The sequence below is a fragment of the Propionicimonas sp. genome (assembly GCF_049840635.1).
Lineage (GTDB): Bacteria > Actinomycetota > Actinomycetes > Propionibacteriales > Propionibacteriaceae > Propionicimonas.
The window spans coordinates 2,469,580-2,492,597 of sequence record NZ_JASGKL010000005.1; the positions used below are offsets into that span (position 1 = coordinate 2,469,580).

The 23,018-nt window shown below is 70.8% G+C and carries 21 protein-coding genes; 14 read left to right on the forward strand and 7 right to left on the reverse strand.

The annotated features are described in order from the left end of the window. Positions 1-86: 86 nt before the first annotated feature. From QM779_RS17015 to QM779_RS17035, 5 genes are all read right to left on the reverse strand, one after another. Complete coding sequence (locus QM779_RS17015) at positions 87-1,115, reverse strand: LacI family DNA-binding transcriptional regulator (protein WP_428537749.1); 1,029 nt, start codon at positions 1,113-1,115, stop codon at positions 87-89. Positions 1,116-1,309: 194 nt separating this feature from the next. Next, positions 1,310-2,305, reverse strand: coding sequence for an ABC transporter substrate-binding protein (locus QM779_RS17020; RefSeq protein ID WP_428537752.1), 996 nt, complete (start codon positions 2,303-2,305; stop codon positions 1,310-1,312). Positions 2,306-2,371: 66 nt separating this feature from the next. After that, a complete protein-coding gene (locus tag QM779_RS17025) occupies positions 2,372-3,394 on the reverse strand; it encodes an ABC transporter permease (RefSeq protein ID WP_428537755.1) in 1,023 nt (340 codons plus the stop codon). Continuing rightward, the gene (locus QM779_RS17030; RefSeq protein ID WP_428537758.1) at positions 3,394-4,968 is read right to left on the reverse strand and encodes a sugar ABC transporter ATP-binding protein; all 1,575 of its coding nucleotides are present in this window, start codon (positions 4,966-4,968) and stop codon (positions 3,394-3,396) included. The genes QM779_RS17025 and QM779_RS17030 overlap by 1 nt, the downstream gene beginning before the upstream one ends. Continuing rightward, positions 4,965-5,393: an RbsD/FucU family protein gene (locus QM779_RS17035; RefSeq protein ID WP_428537761.1), complete on the reverse strand. Its 429-nt coding sequence runs from the start codon at positions 5,391-5,393 to the stop codon at positions 4,965-4,967. The genes QM779_RS17030 and QM779_RS17035 overlap by 4 nt, the downstream gene beginning before the upstream one ends. 282 nt (positions 5,394-5,675) lie before the next feature. On the opposite strand from QM779_RS17035, the gene QM779_RS17040 reads away from it, so the two are divergent. The 4 genes from QM779_RS17040 (at position 5,676) to QM779_RS17055 (ending at position 11,871) form a co-directional block, all read left to right on the forward strand. After that, on the forward strand, positions 5,676-6,923 hold the full coding sequence (locus tag QM779_RS17040; RefSeq protein ID WP_428537764.1) for a hypothetical protein: 1,248 nt from the start codon (positions 5,676-5,678) through the stop codon (positions 6,921-6,923). Further along, entirely contained in the window at positions 6,923-8,887 is a 1,965-nt protein-coding gene (locus QM779_RS17045) for an SDR family NAD(P)-dependent oxidoreductase (RefSeq protein WP_428537767.1), read from the forward strand. Before QM779_RS17040 ends, QM779_RS17045 begins: the two co-directional genes overlap by 1 nt. A 17-nt stretch (positions 8,888-8,904) precedes the next feature. Next, positions 8,905-10,545 carry an alcohol dehydrogenase catalytic domain-containing protein gene (locus QM779_RS17050; protein ID WP_428537770.1) on the forward strand — a complete coding sequence of 547 codons (1,641 nt, stop codon included), beginning with the start codon at positions 8,905-8,907 and terminating at the stop codon, positions 10,543-10,545. 189 nt (positions 10,546-10,734) lie between these two features. Next, positions 10,735-11,871: a glycerate kinase gene (locus QM779_RS17055; protein WP_428537773.1), complete on the forward strand. Its 1,137-nt coding sequence runs from the start codon at positions 10,735-10,737 to the stop codon at positions 11,869-11,871. Between the two features lie 9 nt (positions 11,872-11,880). Here QM779_RS17055 and QM779_RS17060 read toward each other — a convergent pair whose 3' ends face one another. After that, the gene (locus tag QM779_RS17060; RefSeq protein WP_428537776.1) at positions 11,881-12,552 is read right to left on the reverse strand and encodes a fructose-6-phosphate aldolase; all 672 of its coding nucleotides are present in this window, start codon (positions 12,550-12,552) and stop codon (positions 11,881-11,883) included. 135 nt (positions 12,553-12,687) lie between these two features. Here QM779_RS17060 and QM779_RS17065 point away from each other — a divergent pair, with 135 nt between their 5' ends. The 8 genes from QM779_RS17065 to QM779_RS17100 all read left to right on the forward strand — a co-directional run bounded on the left by QM779_RS17065 (position 12,688) and on the right by QM779_RS17100 (position 20,313). After that, positions 12,688-13,443: a DeoR/GlpR family DNA-binding transcription regulator gene (locus QM779_RS17065; protein WP_428537779.1), complete on the forward strand. Its 756-nt coding sequence runs from the start codon at positions 12,688-12,690 to the stop codon at positions 13,441-13,443. A 14-nt stretch (positions 13,444-13,457) separates the two neighbouring features. Then, positions 13,458-14,846 carry a dihydrolipoamide acetyltransferase family protein gene (locus tag QM779_RS17070; protein WP_428537782.1) on the forward strand — a complete coding sequence of 463 codons (1,389 nt, stop codon included), beginning with the start codon at positions 13,458-13,460 and terminating at the stop codon, positions 14,844-14,846. A gap of 11 nt (positions 14,847-14,857) precedes the next feature. Beyond that, positions 14,858-16,327 (forward strand): dihydrolipoyl dehydrogenase, encoded by a 1,470-nt coding sequence (gene lpdA / locus QM779_RS17075; RefSeq protein ID WP_428537785.1) that lies wholly within the window; start codon positions 14,858-14,860, stop codon positions 16,325-16,327. A 21-nt stretch (positions 16,328-16,348) separates the two neighbouring features. Further along, positions 16,349-16,816 (forward strand): thiamine pyrophosphate-dependent enzyme, encoded by a 468-nt coding sequence (locus tag QM779_RS17080; RefSeq protein ID WP_428537788.1) that lies wholly within the window; start codon positions 16,349-16,351, stop codon positions 16,814-16,816. Then, positions 16,722-18,803, forward strand: coding sequence for a thiamine pyrophosphate-dependent enzyme (locus QM779_RS17085; protein WP_428537791.1), 2,082 nt, complete (start codon positions 16,722-16,724; stop codon positions 18,801-18,803). Before QM779_RS17080 ends, QM779_RS17085 begins: the two co-directional genes overlap by 95 nt. Positions 18,804-18,885: 82 nt before the next feature. After that, positions 18,886-19,428 (forward strand): type 1 glutamine amidotransferase domain-containing protein, encoded by a 543-nt coding sequence (locus QM779_RS17090; RefSeq protein WP_428537794.1) that lies wholly within the window; start codon positions 18,886-18,888, stop codon positions 19,426-19,428. Positions 19,429-19,449: 21 nt separating this feature from the next. Beyond that, positions 19,450-19,890: a helix-turn-helix transcriptional regulator gene (locus QM779_RS17095; protein WP_428537797.1), complete on the forward strand. Its 441-nt coding sequence runs from the start codon at positions 19,450-19,452 to the stop codon at positions 19,888-19,890. A 9-nt stretch (positions 19,891-19,899) separates the two neighbouring features. Beyond that, on the forward strand, positions 19,900-20,313 hold the full coding sequence (locus QM779_RS17100) for a VOC family protein (protein WP_428537800.1): 414 nt from the start codon (positions 19,900-19,902) through the stop codon (positions 20,311-20,313). 89 nt (positions 20,314-20,402) lie between these two features. On the opposite strand, the gene QM779_RS17105 is transcribed toward QM779_RS17100, so the two are convergent. Further along, complete coding sequence (locus QM779_RS17105; RefSeq protein ID WP_428537803.1) at positions 20,403-21,710, reverse strand: DUF6716 putative glycosyltransferase; 1,308 nt, start codon at positions 21,708-21,710, stop codon at positions 20,403-20,405. Positions 21,711-21,913: 203 nt separating this feature from the next. On the opposite strand from QM779_RS17105, the gene aroQ reads away from it, so the two are divergent. Together aroQ and QM779_RS17115 are read left to right on the forward strand one after the other, a co-directional pair. Beyond that, complete coding sequence (aroQ, locus tag QM779_RS17110) at positions 21,914-22,354, forward strand: type II 3-dehydroquinate dehydratase (protein WP_428537806.1); 441 nt, start codon at positions 21,914-21,916, stop codon at positions 22,352-22,354. A 1-nt stretch (position 22,355) separates the two neighbouring features. Further along, positions 22,356-22,997 carry an MBL fold metallo-hydrolase gene (locus QM779_RS17115; protein WP_428537809.1) on the forward strand — a complete coding sequence of 214 codons (642 nt, stop codon included), beginning with the start codon at positions 22,356-22,358 and terminating at the stop codon, positions 22,995-22,997. Positions 22,998-23,018: the final 21 nt, after the last annotated feature.

Here is a 23,018-nt window from a genome sequence, read left to right on the forward strand (position 1 = left end):
CAGGGACGAGCCGGGATCCATGCTTGCAGCAATCGATTTCAGAGTCAAGGTCAGAAGGACTCGAGAGGGTGGTGGAACCCGGGTTCTCAGGCCTCGGTGGACGCCACGGCGGTGCGGCCCTCGAGGACGGAGATGGTCGACTCCTCGTCGCTGAAGGCGACCGGCAGCACGACCTCCCTGGCCGGGGCGTCGAGCCCCCGGATGCGCTCCAGCAGCATGGTCGCAGCGGTCAACCCGAGCTCGCGGGCGGGCAGGTGGGCGACCTGGATGCCGGCGGGGATCAGCAGCACCAGCGGCAACCCCCCGAAGGACGCGACGCCGACGGCCGGTGGCAGCAGGCCCGCCTCCGCCAGCACCCGGATCGCGCCGGAGGCGAGCCGGTTGTTCGCGGCGAACACCGCGTCCGGCGGGTCGGGGAGGGCGAGCAGTTGGCGAGTGGCCTCCTCCCCGCCGGTGACGGTGTAGGTGGTGCGGACGACCAGGGCCGGTTCGGGGTCGGCGCCCGTGACCTCGCGGACGGCGGCCGCCCAGCCGCGTGCGCGGTCGTCGGCGGTCTCCACGCCCTCAGGGCCGCTGATGCACGCGACCCGGTGGTAGCCGGAGGCGAACAGCTGCCTGGCCGATGCGGTGGCGCCGGCGACGTTCTCGGCGACGACCGCGTCCACCTGGTAGCCGGGGGCGCGCCGGTCGACACAGACCACGGGGACGCCGCGCTCCAGCGGGAGGTCGAGGTTGGTGGTGCGGCTGCTCGGCACGATCACGATCCCGGCCACGGGGTCGCTGACCGCCGCGCGCAGGTAGTCCTGCTCGCGCTCGGGGTCCTCGTCGGTGTTGCACAGCATCACCGAGTAGCCGCCGGCGCGGGCGACGTCCTCGACCGCCCTGGTCATCACGGTGAAGAACGGGTTCTCGATGTCGGGGACCATCATCGCGATGATCTCGGAGGAACTGGTGCGCAGCCGACGGGCGTTGCGGTTGGGGACGAAGCCGAGTTCGGTCGCCGCGGCCCGCACCGCCTCGGCCCGTTCGGGCGTGACCTTGATGCCGTTGAACACGCGCGACACCGTCGCGGGCGACACCCCTGCCTTCGCGGCGACGTCGTAGATGGTGATCATCCGCGGCCCTCCCCGGCCCGCTGCGGAAGAACGGTGTTCACGAGGGAGAGCCTAGGCGCATCCCTGGCCGCGGTGTCCTGCATCGTGTTCCTCTCCGGAAGGGCAGGGACGCCCCGGGCAGGACGGTCCCGATGATGGTCCGGGGGCGGCACCGCGTGGGTGCCGCCCCCGGAGTGAGGGAGGAGGTCAGGCGGTCACTTGTACAGAACGGCCTGGATCTTCTCGTCGGCGATGTTCGTCTTGTCGTACCAGTAGAAGCCGGTGTCGATGGTCTTCTCCAGGGACTTGCCGTTGATCGCGTCCACCGCGGCCTGCACGACCGCCTCGCCCATGCCGACCGGGTTCTGGGTGATCGCGCCGGCCATGGTGCCGTTGGTGATCGCGTCGATCTGGGCCTGGCCGGAGTCGAACCCGACCAGCTTGACGTTCTTCGCCGCGTCGCCGGCCTCCTGGACGCCCTTCAGCGCGCCGATGGCCGAGCCCTCGTTGGAGCCGAAGATGCCCGCGATGTCGGGGTTCGCCTGGATCATGCTCTTGGCGATGTCCGCGCTCTTGGCCTGGTCACCGGCGCCGTACTGCGGGTCGAGCAGTGTGACGTTGGGGCAGTTGGCCTTGATGCCCTCGATGAAGCCGTCGCGGCGGTCGGTGCCGGACTTCGAGGTCTGGTCGTGGACGATCAGGCCGACCTTGCCCGTGCTGCCGATCAGCTCGCACATGTGCTTGGCCGCCTCGGCCGCCGCGGCCTTGTTGTCGGTCGCCGCCGTGGTGAGCGGGATGTCGGAGTCGACACCGGAGTCGAACGCGATCACCGGGATGCTCGCGTCCTTGAACTGCTGCAGCACGGACGCGGACGCCTTGCTGTCCAGGGCGGCGAAGCCGAGCGCTGCCGGCTTCTTCGCCAGCGCGTTCTGGAGCATCGTCATCTGCTGCTCGACCTCGGTCTCGGCCGACGGCCCCTCGAAGCTGATCTCGACGTTGAGCTCCTTGGCCTTCGCCTCGGCGCCGCTCTTCACGGCCTGCCAGAACTGGTGCTGGAAGCCCTTCGAGACGATGGCGATGTAGGGCTTGGCGCCCGAGGTGTCGCCACCGCCGGCGCTGCCGGTGGCCGCAGGGGTGCCGGATGAGCAGGCTGCGAAGCTCATCGAGGCCGCGACGCCGAGCGCGGCGAGGCCGACTGAAATCTTCCGCATGGGTTCTCCTTCGTTGGGTGTGGTGCGGAGGTTGGGTGGTGGGACGGGACGTGCGGGGGGTGGGGCCTAGGAGGTTGCGAGCCGGCGGGCGCGGAACTGGTCGATGAAGACGACGACCAGGATCACGAGGCCGAGGATCACGTTCTGCCACTCCTGGCGGACGGACATGATCTGGAGGCCGTTGTTGATCACCGCGATGATCAGCGCGCCGATCACGGTGCCGACGATGGTGCCCTTGCCGCCGGACAGCGAGGTGCCGCCGATCACGACCGCGGCGATCGCCTGGAGCTCGTAGCCGGCGCCGGTGGCCGGCTGCGCGGAGCCGAGGCGGGCGGAGATCATGATCCCGCCGAGGGCGGTGAACACCCCCGCGACGGCGTAGATCAGGATCAGCCACTTCTTCGTGTTGATGCCGGACAGGGCGGTGGCCTCCTCGTTGCTGCCGATCGAGATGTCGTAGCGTCCGAGCAGGGTCTTGTTGAGCAGGACGTAGGCGACCACGGCCGCCAGCAGGAAGACCAGGACAGCGTTGGGGAACTTGACGCCGGGGATGAGGTTCCCGGTGGAGAGCCAGATCAGGGACGCATGCGCGCCGGTCGCGTCGAAGTAGATCGGGGCGGCGTTGGAGATCACCAGGGCGAGCCCCTGGGCCACCAGCATCATCGCCAGGGTTGCGATGAACGGCGGCAGGCCGAGGATTGCGACGTTCGTCCCGTTGACCGCACCCAGCGCGAAGCCGAACAGCAGGGTGAGGATCAGGCCGAGCCAGACCGGGAGGTGCCAGTTGACCATGAACGTGGCCGACATCACCGCGCACAGGGTCATCCCGGTGCCGACCGACAGGTCGATGCCGCTGGTGATGATGACCAGGGTCGCGCCCAGGGCCAGCAGCCCGATCACGACGGCGGAGAACAGGATGTTGCCGGTGATGTTGGAGTAGGTCGGGAAGACGGAGGGCTGGGCGATCGAGAAGACGGCGAAGATCAGGACGAGGCCCAGGAAGGCGAACAGCTGCTGGAGCTGGTTGCGCAGGCCGCCGAACCGGGAGCCGCCGGTCGCCTCGGCTTCGGTGGTCGTGGGGGAGGACATCATCGGCCTGCTTTCTGGACGGGGTCGGCGAGGACGGTCTCCTCGCGGTGCGTGGCGAGTCGCATGATCGACTCCTGGTTCGCCTCTTCTGCGCTGAGGACGCCGGTGACGCGGCCCTCCGCCATGACGACGACGCGGTGGGACATGCGGAGGATCTCGGGCAGTTCGGAGGAGATCATGACGATCGACTTGCCCTCGGCGGCCAGCCGGTTGAGCAGCTGGTAGATCTCCTCCTTGGCGCCCACGTCGATGCCGCGGGTGGGCTCGTCGAAGATGAGCACGTCGCAGTCCTTGACGAGCCAGCGCGCGATGATCGCCTTCTGCTGGTTGCCGCCGGAGAGGTACTTGACCAGCTGGTTCACGCTGGGCGTCTTGATGTTCAGCAGCTTCCGGGACGCCTCTGCGGCCTCGCGCACGGCCTTGTCGTTCACGAACGAGCCGGAGGAGAACCGGGTCTCCAGCGAACTGACCGTGATGTTGTGCGCCACCGACAGCGACAGCATCAGGCCGAGCCGCTTGCGGTCCTCGGAGAGGTAGCCGATGCCGAGCGCCGCGGCTCGCGCGGGGGAGTGGATCGTCACCGGGTTGCTGTTCAGCAGGATCTGGCCGGACGTGATCGGGTCGGCGCCCACGATCGCGCGGGCGACCTCGGTGCGTCCGGCGCCCATCAGGCCGGCGAACCCGAGCACCTCGCCCCGGTACAGGTCGAAGCTGACGTCCTTCAGCAGCGCCTTCGTGGAAAGGTTCGAGACGCTCAGCACCATCGGGCGGTCGTCGCGCACGTTCTCCGGCCGGGCTTCGGTGTTGATCGCGCGGCCGACCATCCGGGAGATGACCTCGTCCATCGTGGTGCCCGCCATCGGCATGGTGTCGATGTAGTGGCCGTCGCGGATCACCGTGATCTGGTCCGCGATCCGCTTGAGTTCAGCCATCCGGTGGGAGATGTAGACGACCCCGGTCTGCGGGGTGATGAACCGGCGGATCAGGTCGTGCAGCTTGGCGACCTCCGCGTCGTTGAGCGCCGCGGTCGGCTCGTCCATGATCAGGACCTTGGTCGCCTCGAACGACAGCGCCTTCGCGATCTCCACCATCTGCTGCTGGGCCACGCTCAGGGTCGAGACCACGGCGCGGGGGTCGATGACCATGCCCAGGCCGGCCAGCAGTTCCCGCGTCCGGCGGACCTGCTCTCCGGGACGGGTGAAGAAGCCGCCCGAGACCGGCTCGCGGCCCAGCCAGATGTTCTCCGCGACGCTGAGGTGCGGGACGAGGTTCAACTCCTGGTGGATGATCGAGAGGCCGGCCTCCTGCGCCTCCTTCGGGGTGTGCACGTCGAGGGGCTCGCCGTTCAACCAGAACTCGCCCGCCTCGCGCGAGTAGATGCCGGTGAGCAGCTTCATCAGGGTGGACTTGCCGGCACCGTTCTCGCCGACCAGGCCGAGCACCTCGCCCTTGCGCAGGTCGAGGCGCATGCCCTCGAGCGCCTTCACCCCGGGGAAGCTCTTCTCGACGCCCTCGACCTGGAGGAGCAGGTCGGGATCGTGCACCCCGGTCGCCACGGGCCCGCTCGCCGTCATGCGAACGCCGCGCTGACCGGGGTGACGCCCTTGCGGAACAACGCGTTGCCGTAGGTGCGGGTCTCGCCGGTGCGGATGATCAGCTCGGCCTGCGCCGCCAGGTCGTAGAACGCGAACCGCTCGACCAGGCGGTGCTCCTCACCGTCGAGGCGGGCGGCCTCGATCAGCTCGGACTGGACCGGCAGCAGGCCGTCGGGGCTCTCCATCAGGTCCAGGGCGGGGCCGTAGGTGTCGGGCACCATGACCGAGCGCACGGCGCGCAGGACGCGGGGGGAGCCGAGGCCGGGCAGGTCGACCAGGTGCTTCTTCGCCAGCTTCGACGCGGTGAAGTGGGCATCGGCGATGACGACAGCGTCGCCGTGGCCCATCTCGTCCAGGGCGAGCAGGAGCCGTCCCGTGAGCACAGGGTCCAGATTGAGCAGCATCGTTGCCTCCATCTGAGAAATCGATTTCAGCATCGTAGGGAGATTCGTCGGGCGTTGTCACCCTCCCGCGCTGAATCGTTACCATTCTGAGATCGATTTCTGTTCAGGCTGGGGCGATGGCACACTCGCCTGCCGCGCGGCGGTGGAGGCCTGCCCGCAGGGCGCGGCCGGCGGTCGTCGATGGACGACGGCTGTTGCGCGCCGGGGATTGATGCTAGGCTCTTGAATCGTTCCAATCGGACGGCACCGAGGCCGCCGGCAGCGAGCAGACAGGTACGGCAGATGACCGACAGTGCAGTCCCGGACGCCGGGGGCCGCCTCCCCGTCGTGAACACCCACGTCCACTTCCCCCCGAACTTCTCGGCCTTCTCCACGGTCGCCGACGCGATCGGCGCGGCCGCGTCCGAGGGCGCCCGTGCGGTGGGGATCTCGAACTTCTTCGACCAGCAGGTCTACGCGGTGTTCGCCGAGCAGGCCCAGGCCGCCGGCATCGTCCCGCTGTACGGGCTGGAGTTCATCACCCTCGAGCCCGACCTCGCCGCCGCCGGCGTCCGCGTGAACGACCCGGCGAACCCCGGCCGGATGTACCTGTGCGGCAAGGGCATCGCACCCTTCGCGCGCAAGTCCGACGCTGCCGCGCGGATCGCGCGCGAGATCCGCGAGGGCAACGACGAGCGGGCCACGGCCATGGTCGCGCAACTCGCCGCCCATTTCGCTGCGTCCGGCCTGGACACCGGGCTGGACGCGCCGCGCATTGCCGCGGCCGTCGCGGCGTCGGCGCAGGTCCCCGTCGAATGGGTCTCGCTGCAGGAGCGGCACGTCGCCCAGGCCTTCCAGCAGGCGCTCGCCACGCTTCCCCGCGAGGAGCGGGAAGCCGTCCTCACCCGCGCCTACGGCGCGCCGTCCGGTGTGGACGTGGACGATGCCGTCGCCCTGCAGGGCGAGCTCCGCTCGCGGCTGATCAAGGTCGGCACGCCCGGGTTCGTGGCGGAGGTCCCGCTGAGCTTCGCCGACGCCTACCGCTACGTCCTGGAGATGGGCGGCATCCCCACCTACCCGACGCTCGCCGACGGGGTGACGCCGGTCTGCCCGTTCGAGGACCCGGCCGAGCACCTCGCGCAGCAGCTCGTCGAGCGGGGCATCCACGCCGCGGAGCTGATCCCGATCCGGAACACCTCCGCCTGCGTCGACGCCTACGTGAAGGCGTTCACGGACGCGGGGATCATCGTGATGGGCGGCACCGAGCACAACACGCTCGACCGGATCCCGATCGAGGTCGCGTGTGTCGACGGACCGGTCTCGGACACGGCCCGGACCGCGTTCTGGGAGGCGACCTGCGTGGTCGCTGCCCACCAGCACGAGGTCAGCCAGGGCCGGCCCGGCTACGTGGACGCGAGCGGGGCCCGCACGCACGTCCCCACCGCGGAGCTGGTGGCCCTGGGCAGCACACTGATCGACCCCGGTGCCTCGTCCCGGAGCGCGCAGGGGTCCCCACAGCAGGCAGAAGACGAACCGAGGAGTGAGAACTGATGAGCCTGGTCGACGAGCTGATCCAGGTCGCGAACGCGTTCGGGGCGGACCCCGAGTACTCGCGCGCCGGCGGCGGCAACGCGTCGGTGAAGGTGGACGGGATCCTGCGGATCAAGCCGTCCGGCGTCCCGCTGGCCACCCTGACCGCCGCCGACCTCGTCGGCCTGCGCAACGACGTCCTCCTGGCCGCGCTCGCCTCCGACGAACCCGTCGAGGGCGACCCCGTGCAGGCGGCGGCGGCGAAGGCACTGGTCGACGCTCCCGGCGGGCGCCGGCCGAGCGTCGAGATCCTGTTCCACGCGCTGATTCCGGACGCGCTCGTCCTGCACACGCACCCGCTGGTCGCCAACGCCGTCACCTGCAATACCGACGCCGCGGCGCTGGTCGAGCGGCTGTTCGGCGACGAGGCCGTCTTCGTCCCCTACACCGATCCGGGCGTCCCGCTGGCCCGCACGGTGGGTGAGGTCAGGGACGCGTACACCGCGCGCACCGGGCGTCCGGCCCCCGGCATCACCCTGCTCGGCAACCACGGCATCATCGTCTCCGGCAACTCCGCCGCCGAGCTCACCGAGCGGGCCGAGCGCCTGACCGCGACCATCGCCGCGGCGATCGATGCCGGTGAGCCGCTCGCCACGCCCGCCGAGGCCGAACAGCCGGCCGCACTCATCAGCACCATCGCGCCGACCCTGCGAGGCTTGCTCGGCACGCCCGACCGCCTCGCCGTGGTCACCTCGGACGCGTCCGACCTCGTCCGGGCTGTCACCACGACGCGCGCCGGGGAGGCCATCCTCACCGACGGGCCGCTGATCCCCGACCAGATCGTGTACGCGGGCTCGCTGCCGCTCGTCCTGCCCGCCGACGCCGACGCCGAGGCCGTGACCGCCGCGGTGGCCGCCTACCGCGCGCAGCACGGCAAGGACCCGGTCATCGCCGTGGTCCCCGGCGTGGTCGCCTTCGGCGCGGGCGCGGACCTCGCCGCCGCCCGCACGGCACTGGCCACGTTCACCGACGCGCTGCGGGTCGCCCGCGACGCCGACCGGATCGGCACCGTGCGGTGCATGGACGCGCGGGAGCGTGGGTTCATCGAGAACTGGGAGGCGGAGAGCTACCGCAAGGCGGTGGCCGCGTCCGCGCGCAAGGGCCGGATGGACGGCAAGGTCGTCGTGGTCACCGGCGCTGCGCAGGGCTTCGGGCTGGGCATCACGACTGAACTCCTCTCCGAGGGCGCCCAGGTCGTGCTCGCCGACCTCAACATCGACCTCGCCGGCAGGCAGGCGGCCGAGCTGGCCGCGCGCTACGGCGAGGGCAGGGCCGTCGCGGTCGGGGTCAACGTCAGCGACGAGCAGTCCCAGCTGGACGCGATCGCTGAGGTCGTGGCCACCTACGGCGGCGTGGACGTGTTCATCTCCAACGCCGGCGTCCTGCGCGCCGAGGGCGTGATGACGCAGAAGGTCGCCGACTTCGACCTCGTCACCAACGTGAACTACCGCGGCTACTTCCTGGGGGTGCGGGCGGTCGCACCGGTCATGGCGGCGCAGCGCGCCGCCCGTCCCGAGGCCCTGTTCGACATCATCGAGATCAACTCCAAGTCGGGGCTGGAGGGGTCGAAGCGCAACTTCGCCTACGCCGGCTCCAAGTTCGGCGGCATCGGACTCACCCAGAGCTTCGCCCTGGAGCTGATCGAGTACGGCATCAAGGTGAACGCGATCTGTCCCGGCAACTACCTCGACGGCCCGCTGTGGACCGATCCCGAGCGGGGGCTCTTCGTGCAGTACCTGAAGGCGGGCAAGGTGCCCGGCGCGACGACCGTGGAGGACGTCCGCCGGTCCTACGAGGACAAGGTCCCGATGGGCCGCGGCTGCCTGCCGTCCGACCTCGCCAAGGCCGTGTACTACATCGTCGACCAGGCCTACGAAACCGGCCAGGCCGTCCCGGTGACCGGCGGCCAGAACATGCTCAACTGAACGTGAAGGACGCACCCATGACCCAGGATCTCCCCGCCACCCAGCACGCCATCCAGTTCGTCGGCGCCGACCAGGTGGTGCACAACGAGGCCAAGGCGATGTACGACCTCGGCCCGACGCAGCTGCTGCTCGCTCCCGAGGCGTGCGGTATCTGCTTCTCCGACACCAAGCTGCTGCACGCCTTCAGCAACCACCCCCGCAAGAGCGAGGTGCGCAGCGGGCTGAGTGCCGCCGAGCTGGCGACCATCCCCAGCTACCGCCCTGGCGACGCCGCCGGCGTCCCCGGTCACGAGCCCGTGGGACGCATCGTCGCCGTCGGCTCCGACGTGCAGCACCACCGGGTCGGCGAGCGCGTGCTCGTCCAGACCGACTACCGGCACCTGCCCACCGCCAGCTCGAACGCCGCCTTCGGTTACAACTTCGAGGGGGCGCTCCAGGAGTACGTCGTCCTCGACGAGCGGGTGATCATGGACCCGGCGACCGGCGAGCGCTTCCTGATCCCGGTCAGCGAGGGCCCGTCCGCGTCCGCCGTCGCGCTGATCGAGCCGTGGGCCTGCGTCGAGGCCGCGTACGCGTGGGGCGAGCGGCAGACGCTCAAGCCGGGCGGACGGCTGCTCGTCGTCGCCGACGCGGTCGAGGGGCTCGACACGCTGCTCGCGCAGGCCGCGCCCGCGTCCATCACGGTCGTTGGGGCCGCGGAGGTGCCCGGGGCGACCGTGGCCGCCTCGCTGGCGGAGCTGGAGGGCACGTTCGACGACATCGTCTACGTCGGGTCCGACGCCGACGTCGCCGAGGCGCTGGGCGCGAAGCTCGGCTTCGGCGCGGTGCTGGACGTCGTGCTGGCCGGCGGGTCGTTCGACCGGCTCGTCAAGATCGACGTCGGCCGCGTCCACTACGACCTGATCCGCTACACCGGCACCGCGGGCACGGACGCGGCCGCGGGCTACGCGCGGATCCCCGCGCAGTGCGAGCTGCGGGAAGGGGAGCGGATCGCGATCGTCGGCGCCGCCGGCCCGATGGGGCTCATGCACACCGTGCGGACGGCCGTCAGCGGCGTCCCGGGCATCACGATGGACGCCGTGGACGTCGACGACGCCCGGCTCGCGCACCTGGCCGCCGTCGTGGCGCCCGTCGCGGAGGCGAACGGCGTCCCCGCGTCCTTCCGGAACTCGAAGACCGAGCCGCTGGAGACCGGGTACAGCTACATCGCCGCGATGGTCCCCGCGCCGTTCCTGATCGCGCAGGCCGTCGACATCGCCACCGAGGGTGCGATCGTGAACGCGTTCGCCGGGTTCGCCATCGGCACGATGGCCGAGCTCGACCTCACGAAGATCGCGACGGACGGGGTCTACCTGGTCGGCACCTCGGGGTCGCGGATCCAGGACATGAAGACCATGCTCGCCAAGGTCGAGGACGGCACCCTGGACACCAACGTGTCGCTGTGGGCCGTCACCGGCATGGCCGGCGTCGCGGACGGGATCGAGAGCGTCAACAACCGCACGTCCGGCGGCAAGATCATGGTCTACCCGATGCTCCCCGACCTCGGTCTGGTCACCCTCGAGGCACTGGCGGACACGCTGCCCGAGGTGGCGGCCGAACTGGTCGACGGACGCTGGACGAAGGCCGCGGAGGCGGCCCTGCTCGCCAGCCAGCGCTGAGGCCGCCCGGCCGCCCGCACTGAGGGCCCGCGTCCTGCGTCGAGGGCCTCTGTTCGCGTCGAGGGCCTGCGTCTGGACAGGGGCTGTCGACGTGAGGGGTGGCTCTGGGCGCTGGACGGTGGCCCTCGATGGGCCAGGAATGACGGCGCCCGGCTCGACAAGAGCGCGTCGGAGTGGTCGGCTGGCGTCGTGAAGGTGGTGCTCGCCCCGGACTCGTTCAAGGAGTCGTTGAGCGCAGCGGACGCCGCCGCGGCGATGGCCCGCGGCGTCCGCGCCGTGCTGCCGGACGCCGACTGCGTCGCGGTGCCGATGGCCGACGGCGGCGAGGGCACGGCGCAGGCACTGGTCGACGCGCTGGCGGGGGAGTGGCGCACGGTCGCCACCGTGGACGCGCTGGGTCGTCCGCTCGAGGCCCGCTACGGGCTGTGCGCGGACGGGCTGGCGGTGGTCGAGGTCGCCGCGGCCGTCGGCATCGGGCTCATCGCCCGGTCCGCGCGTGACGTGATGCGGTCCACCTCGCTCGGCGTGGCCGACCTCGTCCAGGACGCCCTCAACGCGGGTGCGACCCGCATCATCGTCGGCCTGGGCGGATCCGCGACCACCGACGGCGGCGCCGGCCTGCTCGCTGGTCTCGGCGCGGTGTGGCTCGCCGCCGACGGGATGCCGCTCGAACCGACACCCGACGGCCTGACGATGCTGGACCGCGTCGACCTGTCAGGGCTCGACCCGCGGCTGCCCAACGTCACGATCGACCTCGCCTGCGACGTCACGAACCCGCTGCTCGGCCCCGAGGGGTCGGCCGCCGTGTTCGGTCCTCAGAAGGGCGCGACGCCCGCGCAGGTCCCGGTGCTGGACGCCACCCTGGCCCGGATCGCCGACGCCCTCGTCGCCGCGGGGCTGCCGGACGTCCGCGCCCTCCCCGGCGCGGGGGCTGCCGGTGGCCTCGGCGCGGCGTTCCTGTGCCTCGGCGGACGGATGCGCCGCGGCGTGGAGGTCGTCGCGGACGCGGCCCACCTCGATGAGGCCGTCGCGGGTGCCGACCTCGTGCTCACCGGAGAGGGATCGCTGGACCGCCAGACGCTGTCGGGCAAGACGCCGGCCGGGGTGGCCGACGTCGCCGCGCGACACGGCGTCCCCGTGATCGCTTTCGCGGGGTCGCTGGGCGACGGTGCCGGCGACCTGGTCGGACGCGGATTCGCCGCGGTGGTGCCGATCAGCCCCGGCCCCCGCGACCTGGCGTCCGCCCTCGCCGGGGCGGCCGCCGACCTCGAGCGGGCGGTTGCGACGTCGCTGCGGCTGTGGCTGCTCGGCCGCGAACGCCGCTGACCGCCGAACTCAGGGGAGCGTCGTGGTGCCGAACGTGTCGAACCAGTCCTGCGCGAAGGCGTCCACGGCCTGCGTGATGTCGGGGCTCGACAGGGCGGCCCGCAGCAGGTCGGGGTGCAGGGTCACCGCCGCGGCCCCGGCCTCGAAGGCCGCGCTCACCTGGGCGACGTTCTTGAAGCTCGCCGCCATGATCTTGCAGTCCGCGCCGTGCCGGTCGATGAACTTCGCCAGGCTCTTGATCGTGGCGCTGGTGTCGATGTCGAGGCTCTCCATGCGGTTGAAGTACGGCGCGATGTAGTCCGCGCCCGCCGCGACGGCCAGCATGCCCTGCGTCTTGGAGTAGATGGCGGTGGCGGTCACGCCGACGCCCTCGTCCTTCAGCAGGCGCATTGCCCGGATGCCCTGCTCGGTCGTGGGGATCTTGGCGTAGACGCTGCCGTCGATCTCTGCCAGCAGCCGGTGCGCGTCGGCGACGATGCCGTCCGCGTCCTGCGCGAGCACCTGGATGTGCAGCGTCCGGTCCGGGCCGATGATCTCGCGGATCCTGCGGAAGTGGGCGTAGAAGTCGATCCGGCCCTCGGCCTTGATGATGGTCGGGTTGGTGGTCACCCCCGCCACGGGGTAGAGCGGCGTCATCTCCTCGATGGCGGCCAGGTTGGCGGTGTCGAACAGGATCTCCATGGGTTCCTCGCTGGGGTGCGGACGGACGCGTCCCGCTCGGGAGCCGCTTCAGCAACGCTTGCGGGATCGCTGGCACTAGCTTACGATTGAATCGTTATAGGATCTAGTTCGAAGATCATTCGAAAGGACCGGTCGATGTCGATCGAGCGCAACGAGCGCGAGTCCCTGATCCTGGCGCGTCTGGCCAGAGAGGGATCGCTGTCGGTCGCCGCACTGTCCCGCCAGCTCGGCGTCTCGGAGGTCACCGTCCGCAGCGACCTGCGCACCCTGGAGGAGCGCGGCATGCTCGCTCGCACCCACGGCGGTGCCGAGGCCACCGGCTACCGCAACGTCCTCGAGCGCCAGCTCCAGCACGCGGGCGAGAAGGGACGGATCGCCGCCGCGGCCGCGGAACTGATCCGTGACGACGACGTGGTGATGATCGAGGCGGGCACGACCTGCGCGGAGATCGTCGCCCACCTCGGCGAACGTCGCGGTGTGCGGATCCTCACGAACTCCACGCTGGTGCTGCGCTACGCGCGGCTGCACCCTTCGCTGACGGTCGTCCTCACCGGGGGCACGTTCCACCGCAGCAGCGAGTCGCTCGTCGGCCCGGGTGCGCTCGCGTCCATCGAGGACTTCAACGTCCGGCTGGCCTTCTTCGGGACGGACGGTTTCAGCGCCGAACGCGGCCTGACCACGGCCTTCGCCGAGGGCGCGGAGGTGATCCGCGCGATGAAGGCGCGGGCGACCGAGTCGTGGCTCGTCGCGGACGCGTCCAAGTACGCGCGCGCAGGGTTCGTCAGCGTCATGCCGCTGGCCGACCTCGCCGGCGTGATCAGTGATTCCGGCCTGGGCGAGGACGCCCGGACCGAACTCGGCAACAGCGGCGTCGAAGTCCGCATCGTCTAGGAACAGGAGAACCCATGGCACAGGTAGTGGTGATGCCACAGCTCGGCAACACGGTGGAGTCGTGCTTGGTCACCGCCTGGCTGGTGAAGGTCGGCGACGTGGTCGACGCCTCGACCCTGCTGTGCGAGATCGAGACCGACAAGTCGTCGATGGAGGTGCCGTCCGGCGTCGCAGGGACGGTGCTCGCGCTGCTCGCCGCCGAGGGCGACGACGTCCCGGTCAAGGAGCCCCTGGTGATCGTCGGCGAGCCGGGCGAGGACATCGCCGGGCTGGTCGGTGGTGGCGCGGCCCCTGCAACGCTCCCTGACGAGCCGGAGGGGGTTGAGCCGGCTTCCGGAACGGTCCCTGAGGAGCCGGCGAGGAACGAGCCGGCGTCACGAAGGGCCGCCGTCACGGACACTCCCGCTGAAGGAATCTCGCCCCGGGCCCGCGCGCTGGCCGCCTCCCAGGGCATCGCCGCCGACCTACTCGCGGGCACCGGTCCGCACGGACGCGTGATCGAACGCGACGTCCAAGAGGCCATCGCCGCCGGCCCGGGCCTGACCGCCGGGGCGCGCGCGGAGGCGTCCGGCTTCGTGCCGGGCGCGGCGGGCACCGGCATCGGTGGGCGCGTGACGCGCGCCGACCTGGCCGCCACCACAACGGTGGCTGAGGAGCCGGCGAGGAACGAGCCGGCGTCACGAAGCCCGCAGGGCAGCGAGTTCCCGGGCGCCTACACCGACACGCCGCTGAAGGGGATCCGCAAGGTGATCGCCGAGCGGATGATGAACTCGCTGGCGACGTCCGCGCAGCTGACCTACACCGCGACCGCGCCGGCCGCAGGGCTGCTGGCTCTGCGCAAGCGGCTGAAGGGCGCGTCCGACCCGGAGCTCGCCGCGGTCACGATCGGCGACATGGTCGGGTACGCGGCCGTCCGGACGCTGCTCAGGCACCCGGTGGTCAACGCCCACCTGTCCGGCGGCGTGCTGCGTGAGTTCGCGTCCGTGCACCTCGGCATGGCCGTGGACACCCCGCGCGGCCTGCTGGTGCCGACGCTGCAGTTCGCCGACACGCTCACGCTGCGGGACTTCTCCGTCCGGTGCAAGGCGCTGGCGAACGCAGCGATCGGCGGCTCGATCAGCCCCGACCTGCTGGGTGGGGCGAGCTTCACGGTGAGCAACCTGGGGGCGTTCGGGATCGAGTGGTTCACCCCGCTGCTGAACGTGCCGCAGGTGGCGATCCTCGGGGTGGACGCGATCTTCCCGCGCGCGGTGATCAACGCCGACGGCAGCGTGGGGGCCGAGCAGCGGATCGGGTTCTCGCTGACCGCCGACCACCAGGTGATCGACGGTGCGGACGCCGCACGCTTCCTGAAGGACCTGTGCGCGGCCGTGGCCGACATCGACCTGACGGTTCTGGGCTGAGGGGATCACTGATGAGCGACTACGACGTGATCGTCCTCGGCGGCGGCCCCGGCGGCTACATCGCCGCCGAGCGCCTCGGCCATGCCGGCAAGAAGGTGCTGCTGGTCGAGAAGGAGGCCCTGGGCGGCACGTGCCTGAACGTGGGCTGCATCCCGACCAAGTCCCTGCTGAACTCGGCCAAGCTGTACGCCCACGCGCAGCACTCCGCGCAGTTCGGCGTGACCGCGGAGAACGTCAGCTTCGACTGGGCGACCGTCCAGTCGTGGAAGGCGGACGTGGTCAAGACGCTCGTCGGCGGCGTCGGGATGGCCGAGAAGCGCGCCGGCGTCGAGGTCGCCAACGCGCACGGGACGCTCGTCGGCCCGGGCGTGGTCGAACTCACCCCCCTTTCATCCCGGCGAAAGCCGGGATCTCCGGACGCAGGGAGTCGCGCCGACGAGGAGATCCCGGGTCGAGCCCGGGATGACAAGCACCTGTCGGCCAAGACCCGGAAGACCGCCGACCACGTGATCATCGCCACCGGCTCGGTGCCGGCGATGCCGCCGATCCCCGGTGCGAAGGACAACCCACTGGTCGTCGACTCGACCGGGCTGTTGGCCGTCGACGCCGTCCCGCAGCGACTCGCCGTGATCGGCGGCGGCGTGATCGGGCTGGAGTTCGCGTCCCTGTTCGCCGCATTCGGCGCGCAGGTCGAGGTGATCGAGATGCTGCCCGAGATCGTCCCCTTCATGGACGACGACCTCGCCGCGAAGCTCCGCAAGGCGCTGTCGGACGTCACGTTCAGGCTCGGCTGCCGGGTCACCGGCATCGAGGGTGCGACGGTCGTCTACACCGACGCGAAGGGCGCCGAGCAGCGCGCTGAGGCCGACCTCGTGCTGATGGCGGTCGGACGGCGTCCGCTCGTCGACGGCTGGGGGGCGAAGGAGTCCGGGCTGGAGGTCGGGCCCAGGGGGGTCGTCGTCGACGACACCATGCGCACCAACCTGCCCAACGTCTGGGCGGTCGGCGACGTCACCGGACGCAGCCTGCTCGCCCACGCCGCCTACCGGATGGGCGAGGTCGCCGCGGCCCACATCATCGACCCGGTCAAGGCCGCCAACTCCGGCCAGACGCTGCGCACCGACACCATCCCGTGGGCGGTCTACTCGATCCCCGAGGCCGCCGGCGTAGGGCTCACCGAGGCGCAGGCGTCCGAACGCGGCCACGATGTCGTCACCGCGACCGTCCCGCTGGCGGTGTCCGGACGCTTCGTCGCAGAGAACGGCGTCCGTGGCCCCGGTGCGGTGAAACTGATCGCCGACAAGCACACTCGCGCCGTCCTCGGCGTCCACATGCTCGGCAGCTACGCCCCCGAGACCATCTGGGGGGCGGCCGCCGTCCTCGAGACCGAACTCACCGTGGACGACCTGCGCCAGGTCGTCTTCCCCCACCCGACCGTGTCCGAAGGCATCCGCGAGGCTGCCTGGGCCCTCAACGACTGATCCAGAGAAGCGAAGGAAGAGATGCCCAAGTCACTAGCAGTGAACCCGGCCGAGGTCCGCAAGGCCTCGACGATCACCGTCCCGCCGATCCCGGTGAACGCGTACAAGCTCGACTTCACCGCCGCGAGGAAGCGGTACGGCGCGGACGGCCTGGTCGCGATGCTGCACGACATGATCGCGATCCGCGAGTTCGAGTCGATGCTGAACTCGATCAAGACCACCGGCGGGTGGCAGGGCATCGAGTACAACCACAAGGGCCCCGCGCACCTGTCCGCCGGCCAGGAGGCCGCGGCGGTCGGGCAGGCCGCCGAGCTGGACGCCGACGACTACATCTTCGGCAGCCACCGCAGCCACGGCGAGATCCTCGGCCAAGTCGTTCTCCGCGGCCCGGAAGATGGACGCGTCGAAGCTCGCCGACACGATGAGCACCTTCCTCGGCGGCGACACCCTGCGCTACGCCGAGAAGATCGGCTACGAGACGGCCGATGAGCTCACCGAGAACTTCATCCTGTTCGGCACGCTGGCCGAGATCTTCGCCCGCAAGGTGGGCTTCAACCGGGGTATGGGCGGCTCGATGCACGCCTTCTTCACCCCGTTCGGCTCGATGCCCAACAACGCCATCGTCGGCGGCTCGGCCCCGATCGCGAACGGCTCGGCGCTGTTCAAGCGGGTGAACCGCGAGCCCGGCATCGTGATCGCCAACATCGGCGACGCGTCCATGGGCTGCGGGCCGGTGTGGGAGGCGATGATGTTCGCCGCCATGGACCAGTACCGCCAGCTGTGGCGTCCCGAGGACGGCGGGAACCCGCCGATCCTGTTCAACTTCTTCAACAACTTCTACGGCATGGGCGGCCAGACCGACGGCGAGACCATGGGCTACGACATCCTCGCCCGGGTGGGCGCGGGCGTGAACCCCGAGGCCATGCACGCCGAGCGGGTGGACGGCTACAACCCGCTCGCCGTCGCCGATGCGATCGCCCGCAAGAAGGAGCTCCTGCTCGCCGGCAAGGGCCCCGTCCTGCTCGACACGATCACCTACCGGATCTCCGGGCACTCCCCGTCCGACGCCTCCAGCTACCGGACGCGCGAGGAGATCGAGGCCTGGGAGGCTGCCGACTCGATCACGTCCTTCTCCGACCTGCTGGTGAGCAAGCGCGTCCTGAAGAACGCGGACGTGGACGACCTGCGCGGACGGATCGTCGAGCGCCTGACGAAGGTGCTCGCGCTGGCGTCCAGCGACGACCTGGAGCGGGTGGACGCGACCTACATCGAGTCGAAGATGCTCTCCAACGAGCACGTCGAGGCGTTCGGTGCGGGTGAGCCGGAACTGCTCGAGCCCCTGGCCGAGAACGCCCGGGTGAAGGCGATCGCCAAGAAGGTGCGCACCGCGAAGGACGCGGACGGCAAGCCAGTCTCCAAGGTGAAGATGTACCAGTTCCGCGACGGCCTGTTCGAGGCGATGGCGCACCGGTACGCGATCGACCCGACGATGTGCGCGTGGGGCGAGGAGAACCGCGACTGGGGCGGCGCGTTCGCCGTCTACCGCGGACTCACCGAGCTGCTGCCGTACCGCCGGTTGTTCAACTCGCCGATCTCGGAGGCCGCCATCGTGGGTGCCGGTGTGGGTTATGCCTTGTCCGGTGGTCGTGCGGTCGTCGAGCTGATGTACTGCGACTTCCTCGGCCGCGCCGGCGACGAGGTGTTCAACCAGATGGCCAAGTGGCAGTCGATGTCCGCCGGCCTGCTGAAGATGCCGCTGGTGCTGCGGGTCTCCGTCGGCAACAAGTACGGCGCCCAGCACTCCCAGGACTGGTCGGCGCTCGTCTCGCACATCCCGGGCCTGAAGGTGTACTTCCCGTCCACCCCGACCGATGCCAAGGGCATGCTGAACCTGGCGCTGGCCGGCACCGACCCGGTGGTGTTCCTCGAATCCCAGCTGCTGTACGACATCGGCGAGCAGTTCGAGGCCGACGGCGTCCCGGAGGGCTACTACGAGACCCCGGAGGGCCAGCCGGTCGTCCGCCGCGAGGGCACCGACGTGACCATCGCGACGCTCGGCGCCACCCTGTACCGGGCGCTCGAAGCCGCCGACACCCTGCAGGAGAAGTACGGCATCTCCGCCGAGGTGATCGACCTGCGCTTCGTGGCACCGCTCGACTACACGTTGCTGGTCGAGTCCGTCCAGAAGACCGGACGTCTGGTGCTCGCCTCCGACGCCGTCGCCCGGGGGAGCTTCCTGCAGACGGTCGCCACCGACGTCCAGAACCTCGCGTTCGACGCCCTGGACGCCCCGGTCGTCGTGGTCGGCGCCCGCAACCACATCACGCCGGCCCCCGAGCTGGAGGACCTGTTCTTCCCGCAGCCGGAGTGGTTCCTGGACGCGATCCACGAGCGCATCCTGCCGCTGCCCGGCCACGTCCCCACGTCCAACTGGACCGACGGCGAGCTCGTCCGCAGGACCCGCTTCGGCGTCTGACTCGCCACAGCTCGCGGACCGAGTGGGGGACGGTTCCCCACTCGGTCCCCCCACCGTCAGCGAGTCTGGGTAGGTTGGCACCATGACCGACCTGAGTGGCAAGAAGGTGGCGTTCCTGCTCAAGCGGGGCGTCGAGCAGCCGGAACTGACCGAGCCCTGGGCGACCCTGGAGAGCGCGGGCGCCGAGCCCGTCCTGGTCTCGGAGGAGCCGGGGACGATCACGGCGCTGATCGGCGACTGGGACCGCGGGGACGACTTCGCGGTGGACCTCACGCTCGACGAGGCCGACCCGGAGGATTACGACGCGCTCGTGCTGCCCGGCGGGACGCTGAACTCCGACAAGATCCGCACCAACCCCAAGGCGATCGCCTTTGTCCGGGCGTTCATGGACGCGGGCAAGCCGGTCGCGTCGATCTGCCACGGGCCGTGGATCCTGATCGAGGCCGGTGTGGTGCCGGGCCGGACGCTCACGTCCACCACCCGGATCTCCACCGACCTGAAGAACGCCGGCGCCCACTGGGTCGACCAGGAGGTGGTCGTGGACGGCAACCTGGTCACGAGCCGCAGCCCGCGCGACCTGCCGGCCTTCAACGCCGCCCTGGTGGAGGCCGTCGCGAACGCCTGAGGCCCGTCCTATGCTCGCTGCGTGACGCGGGAGGACCTGGCCGACCTGGCGCGGCTGCGCCGGGCGCGTGACCTGATCGACCGCGACTACGCGCGTCCGCTCGACGTGGCGGAGATCGCGCGGACGGCCCTGATGTCGCCCGCGCACTTCACCCGGCGGTTCCGGGCGGCCTACGGCGAGACGCCGTACTCCTACCTGATGACCCGGCGGATCGAGCGCGCGAAGGCGCTGCTCCGCGGCGGCGACCTGACCGTCACCGAGGTCTGCCTGGCGGTCGGCTGTTCCTCGCTGGGTTCGTTCAGCGCGCGGTTCACCGAGCTGGTGGGGGAGACCCCGACGGCCTACCGGGCCCGCTCCCACGTCGAGCTGGCCGCAGTCCCGGGCTGCGTGGCGAAGCAGGTCACCCGCCCGCGGAGGAGATCGAGCAGGAACGAAGAAGCGTCCACGGCCGCCGGAGCCTAGGTTGGGCGCATGGACCTGACCCTCTCGACCTGCTTCGTCCAGGTCACCGACCCCGACGAGGCCCTCGCCTTCTACCGCGACGCGCTCGGCCTGGAGGTGCGCAACGACGTCGCCCGCGGCGCGTCCCGCTGGATCACGGTCGGCTCGCCCGCCCAGCCAGGCGTCTCGATCGTGATCACCAACTACGTGAACGGCAGTCCCGACGACAACGACACGGTGGCCGCGCTGCTCGCAAAGGGCGCGATGAACGGCGTCCACTTCCACACCGCCGACCTGGACGCCACCTTCGAGCACCTGCGCAGCGTCGGAGCCGAGATCGTCCAGGAGCCGGCCGAACAGCCGTGGGGGACGCGGGACGGTGCGATCCGCGACCCGGCGGGAAACCTCGTCCGGATCGACCAGCCGCCGGCCGGCTGGTCCTGACTCCGGCCAAACGCTCCCGAAACGCGCAGAAGCTCCCGAAATTTCGGTGGCTTCTGCGTGTTTCGGGAGCGTTGTGGGCGGACGCGGCGTCAGCTGACGCGCAGGCGGTACCAGCCGGCGCGTGCGGCGCGGTGCCAGCTCGCGGGAAGGAAGGCCCGGAGGGCGAGGTCGGCGCGCCGGGCCAGGGGCAGCAGGACGGGGAGCGCCCTGCGGGTCGTGGCCGACGGCGGGCCGCCCGCGGCGGGGTCGCGGGCCAGTTCCGGCATCAGCGCGCGAGCACTGCGGACGGCCACGCGTCCGCTGAGGTAGGGGCCGGCGGCCACCCGTCGTCCCGGACGCTGCGCGGCGGGCACCCCGACGAGTTCCTCCACGCGGTCGGCGATCCGCGCGACAGGGGAGACGCCGCCGCCGACGAACACGTCGGCCAGCCACGCGGGTGACGCGATGGGGATCCGGCCGGCGGCGACGTCGTCGAAGGTGGCGAGCAGGCCGGAGGGGACCAGCACCTGGTTGCCGTGCTTCTCGTGGACGCCGAGGTCGGAGACGAACACCGTCCGCACGCCTGCACCGATCGCCTCCAGGCCCGCCGTGGACGAGACGGTCAGCAGGAGATCGGTGCGGGGGAGCAGCGAGGCGATCGTGTCGTAGGTGATCGCGAAGTTGGCCGGCGTCCTGCCGAGCTTCGCCACGATCGTCTCCGGGTGGTCGTGCATGACGTGGAAGGTGCCCTCGCCGGGCCGGTGCCGCGGCTTGAGCAGGACCTGCTGGCCGGGGTGCGTGCGGGCGTGGTCGAGCAACCGGTGGTACACGTAGGCGCGGTCCCAGCGCGAGCCGGGGACGGTCGGCTGGTCGGCGAACACGATGGTGCGGATCGGGCCGTCCGCGGGTGGCGCGGGCGTGGCGGGGAGCAGGGGCAGGCCGCTCAGCAGGAGGTTGTCCGGCGGGACGCCGAGGTGGCGTCCGGCCGCAGTGAACTCCCGCAGGTTGTCGGCGGAGTTGACCGCGATCACGTCCGAACCGGCGCGGTCGAGGTAGCCCGCGACGAGCTTCTCGATGATGATGCCCACCCACCCGGTCACGACGACCGGCTCGTGGTGGGACGGCTCGGCACGACGGAGCAGCTCGAGCTCGTCGGTGAACCGCGCCACGAGCGTCCCCTGGACGGCGAGGACCACGCAGTCCACGGTGCGCGCGCGCCGCAGCAGGTCGTCCCACGGGACGCGCTGGACGTCGGCCCCGCCCGCAGCGGTGACCTGCTCGTCCGACAATGAACTACGGATGTCGCTGGGGGTGACGACCGAGCAGCGCCAGCCGCGTGCGTCGAACTCCGCGGCGATCCCCATCGCCCACTTCAGCTGGGAGTCGTAGGCCGCGACCAGCAGCACTTCTCGCGGCAAGCCCGCTCCTTTCCCTTCGGTCGACCCGAGCGTAGGCACGCCGATTGAACGGCAGGCGACCTCCGGGTGGCGACGACCTGAACCCGCCGTGCTGCTTGTCATCCCGGGCTTGACCCGGGATCTCCGCGTCGGTGGTGTCGGCACGGCCGTGGGCTGCGGCGCTCGCCGGGACGCCAGGCATGCGGGCGTGGGAGAGTAACCCCATGGACGTGCTGGTCATCAACGGGCCCAACCTGAACACGCTCGGCACCCGCGAGCCGGAGATCTACGGTTTCACGACGCTGGCGGAGATCGAGGCGGGGCTGATCGCGCAGGGCGCCGGCTCGGGCCTCGCCGTGGACACCTTCCAGAGCAACCACGAGGGCGAGATCATCGACCGGCTGCACGCCGCGCGCGACGACGGCACCCGCTTCGTGATCATCAACCCCGGGGCGTTCACGCACACCTCGGTGGCGATCAGGGACGCGTTCGCCGCGGTGGCGCTGCCGTTCTGCGAGGTGCACATCTCCAACGTCCACGCCCGGGAGTCGTTCCGGCAGCACTCGTACCTGTCCGACATCGCGGTCGGGGTGATGACCGGTTTCGGCACCTATGGGTACACGATGGCCATGGACTTCGTCATCCACACCCTGCAGGAGGACTGACATGCAGCTCACCCACCTGGGGCACTCCTGTGTGCTCGTCGAGGTCGAGGGGACGCGGATCCTGATCGACCCGGGCAACTTCTCCGACACCTGGCACGGGTTCACCGACCTCGACCTGATCCTGGTCACGCACCTGCACCCCGACCATGTCGATCCCGAGCACGCGCCCGCGCTGGTCGCGGCCAACCCGGGCGCCCGCGTGCTCGTCGAGCCCGGGGTGCTCGACGCGGTGCCGCTGGAGCGCGCGGAGCCGATCGCGGCCGACACGTCCGTCGAACTGGGCCGGGTGCGGGTGGACGCCGTCGGCGGCCTGCACGCGGTGATCCACAAGGACATCCCGCGGATCGGCAACGTCGGGCTGGTGGTGCAGGCGCCGGGAGAGCCCACGCTGTTCCACCCCGGCGACAGCCTCGCGACGATCCCGCCGGGCGTCGACGTGCTGGCCGTGCCGGCCTACGGCCCATGGGCGGCGATGAAGGAGACCGTCGACTTCGCCCGCGAGGTGAAGGCCCCGATCGGCTTCCCGATCCATGACGGGCTGCTGAACGAGCGTGGCTGGTCGCTGGTCTTCAGCCGGGTCACCGACATGACACCGACGAAGCTCGTCGACCTGCGGGGAAAGGGCGCCTGGACGCCCCGCTGAGCATCGGACCCGGGCGGGCGG

Excerpts from the sequence above, each read along its gene's own strand:
- QM779_RS17015 (WP_428537749.1), bottom strand. The coding sequence starts at position 1,115 with ATGATCACCATCTACGACGTCGCCGCGAAGGCAGGGGTGTCGCCCGCG.
- QM779_RS17020 (WP_428537752.1), bottom strand. The coding sequence starts at position 2,305 with ATGCGGAAGATTTCAGTCGGCCTCGCCGCGCTCGGCGTCGCGGCCTCG.
- QM779_RS17025 (WP_428537755.1), bottom strand. The coding sequence starts at position 3,394 with ATGTCCTCCCCCACGACCACCGAAGCCGAGGCGACCGGCGGCTCCCGG.
- QM779_RS17030 (WP_428537758.1), bottom strand. The coding sequence starts at position 4,968 with ATGACGGCGAGCGGGCCCGTGGCGACCGGGGTGCACGATCCCGACCTG.
- QM779_RS17035 (WP_428537761.1), bottom strand. The coding sequence starts at position 5,393 with ATGCTGCTCAATCTGGACCCTGTGCTCACGGGACGGCTCCTGCTCGCC.
- QM779_RS17040 (WP_428537764.1), top strand. The coding sequence starts at position 5,676 with ATGACCGACAGTGCAGTCCCGGACGCCGGGGGCCGCCTCCCCGTCGTG.
- QM779_RS17045 (WP_428537767.1), top strand. The coding sequence starts at position 6,923 with ATGAGCCTGGTCGACGAGCTGATCCAGGTCGCGAACGCGTTCGGGGCG.
- QM779_RS17050 (WP_428537770.1), top strand. The coding sequence starts at position 8,905 with ATGACCCAGGATCTCCCCGCCACCCAGCACGCCATCCAGTTCGTCGGC.
- QM779_RS17060 (WP_428537776.1), bottom strand. The coding sequence starts at position 12,552 with ATGGAGATCCTGTTCGACACCGCCAACCTGGCCGCCATCGAGGAGATG.
- QM779_RS17065 (WP_428537779.1), top strand. The coding sequence starts at position 12,688 with ATGTCGATCGAGCGCAACGAGCGCGAGTCCCTGATCCTGGCGCGTCTG.
- QM779_RS17070 (WP_428537782.1), top strand. The coding sequence starts at position 13,458 with ATGGCACAGGTAGTGGTGATGCCACAGCTCGGCAACACGGTGGAGTCG.
- lpdA (WP_428537785.1), top strand. The coding sequence starts at position 14,858 with ATGAGCGACTACGACGTGATCGTCCTCGGCGGCGGCCCCGGCGGCTAC.
- QM779_RS17080 (WP_428537788.1), top strand. The coding sequence starts at position 16,349 with ATGCCCAAGTCACTAGCAGTGAACCCGGCCGAGGTCCGCAAGGCCTCG.
- QM779_RS17085 (WP_428537791.1), top strand. The coding sequence starts at position 16,722 with ATGGACGCGTCGAAGCTCGCCGACACGATGAGCACCTTCCTCGGCGGC.
- QM779_RS17090 (WP_428537794.1), top strand. The coding sequence starts at position 18,886 with ATGACCGACCTGAGTGGCAAGAAGGTGGCGTTCCTGCTCAAGCGGGGC.
- QM779_RS17100 (WP_428537800.1), top strand. The coding sequence starts at position 19,900 with ATGGACCTGACCCTCTCGACCTGCTTCGTCCAGGTCACCGACCCCGAC.
- aroQ (WP_428537806.1), top strand. The coding sequence starts at position 21,914 with ATGGACGTGCTGGTCATCAACGGGCCCAACCTGAACACGCTCGGCACC.
- QM779_RS17115 (WP_428537809.1), top strand. The coding sequence starts at position 22,356 with ATGCAGCTCACCCACCTGGGGCACTCCTGTGTGCTCGTCGAGGTCGAG.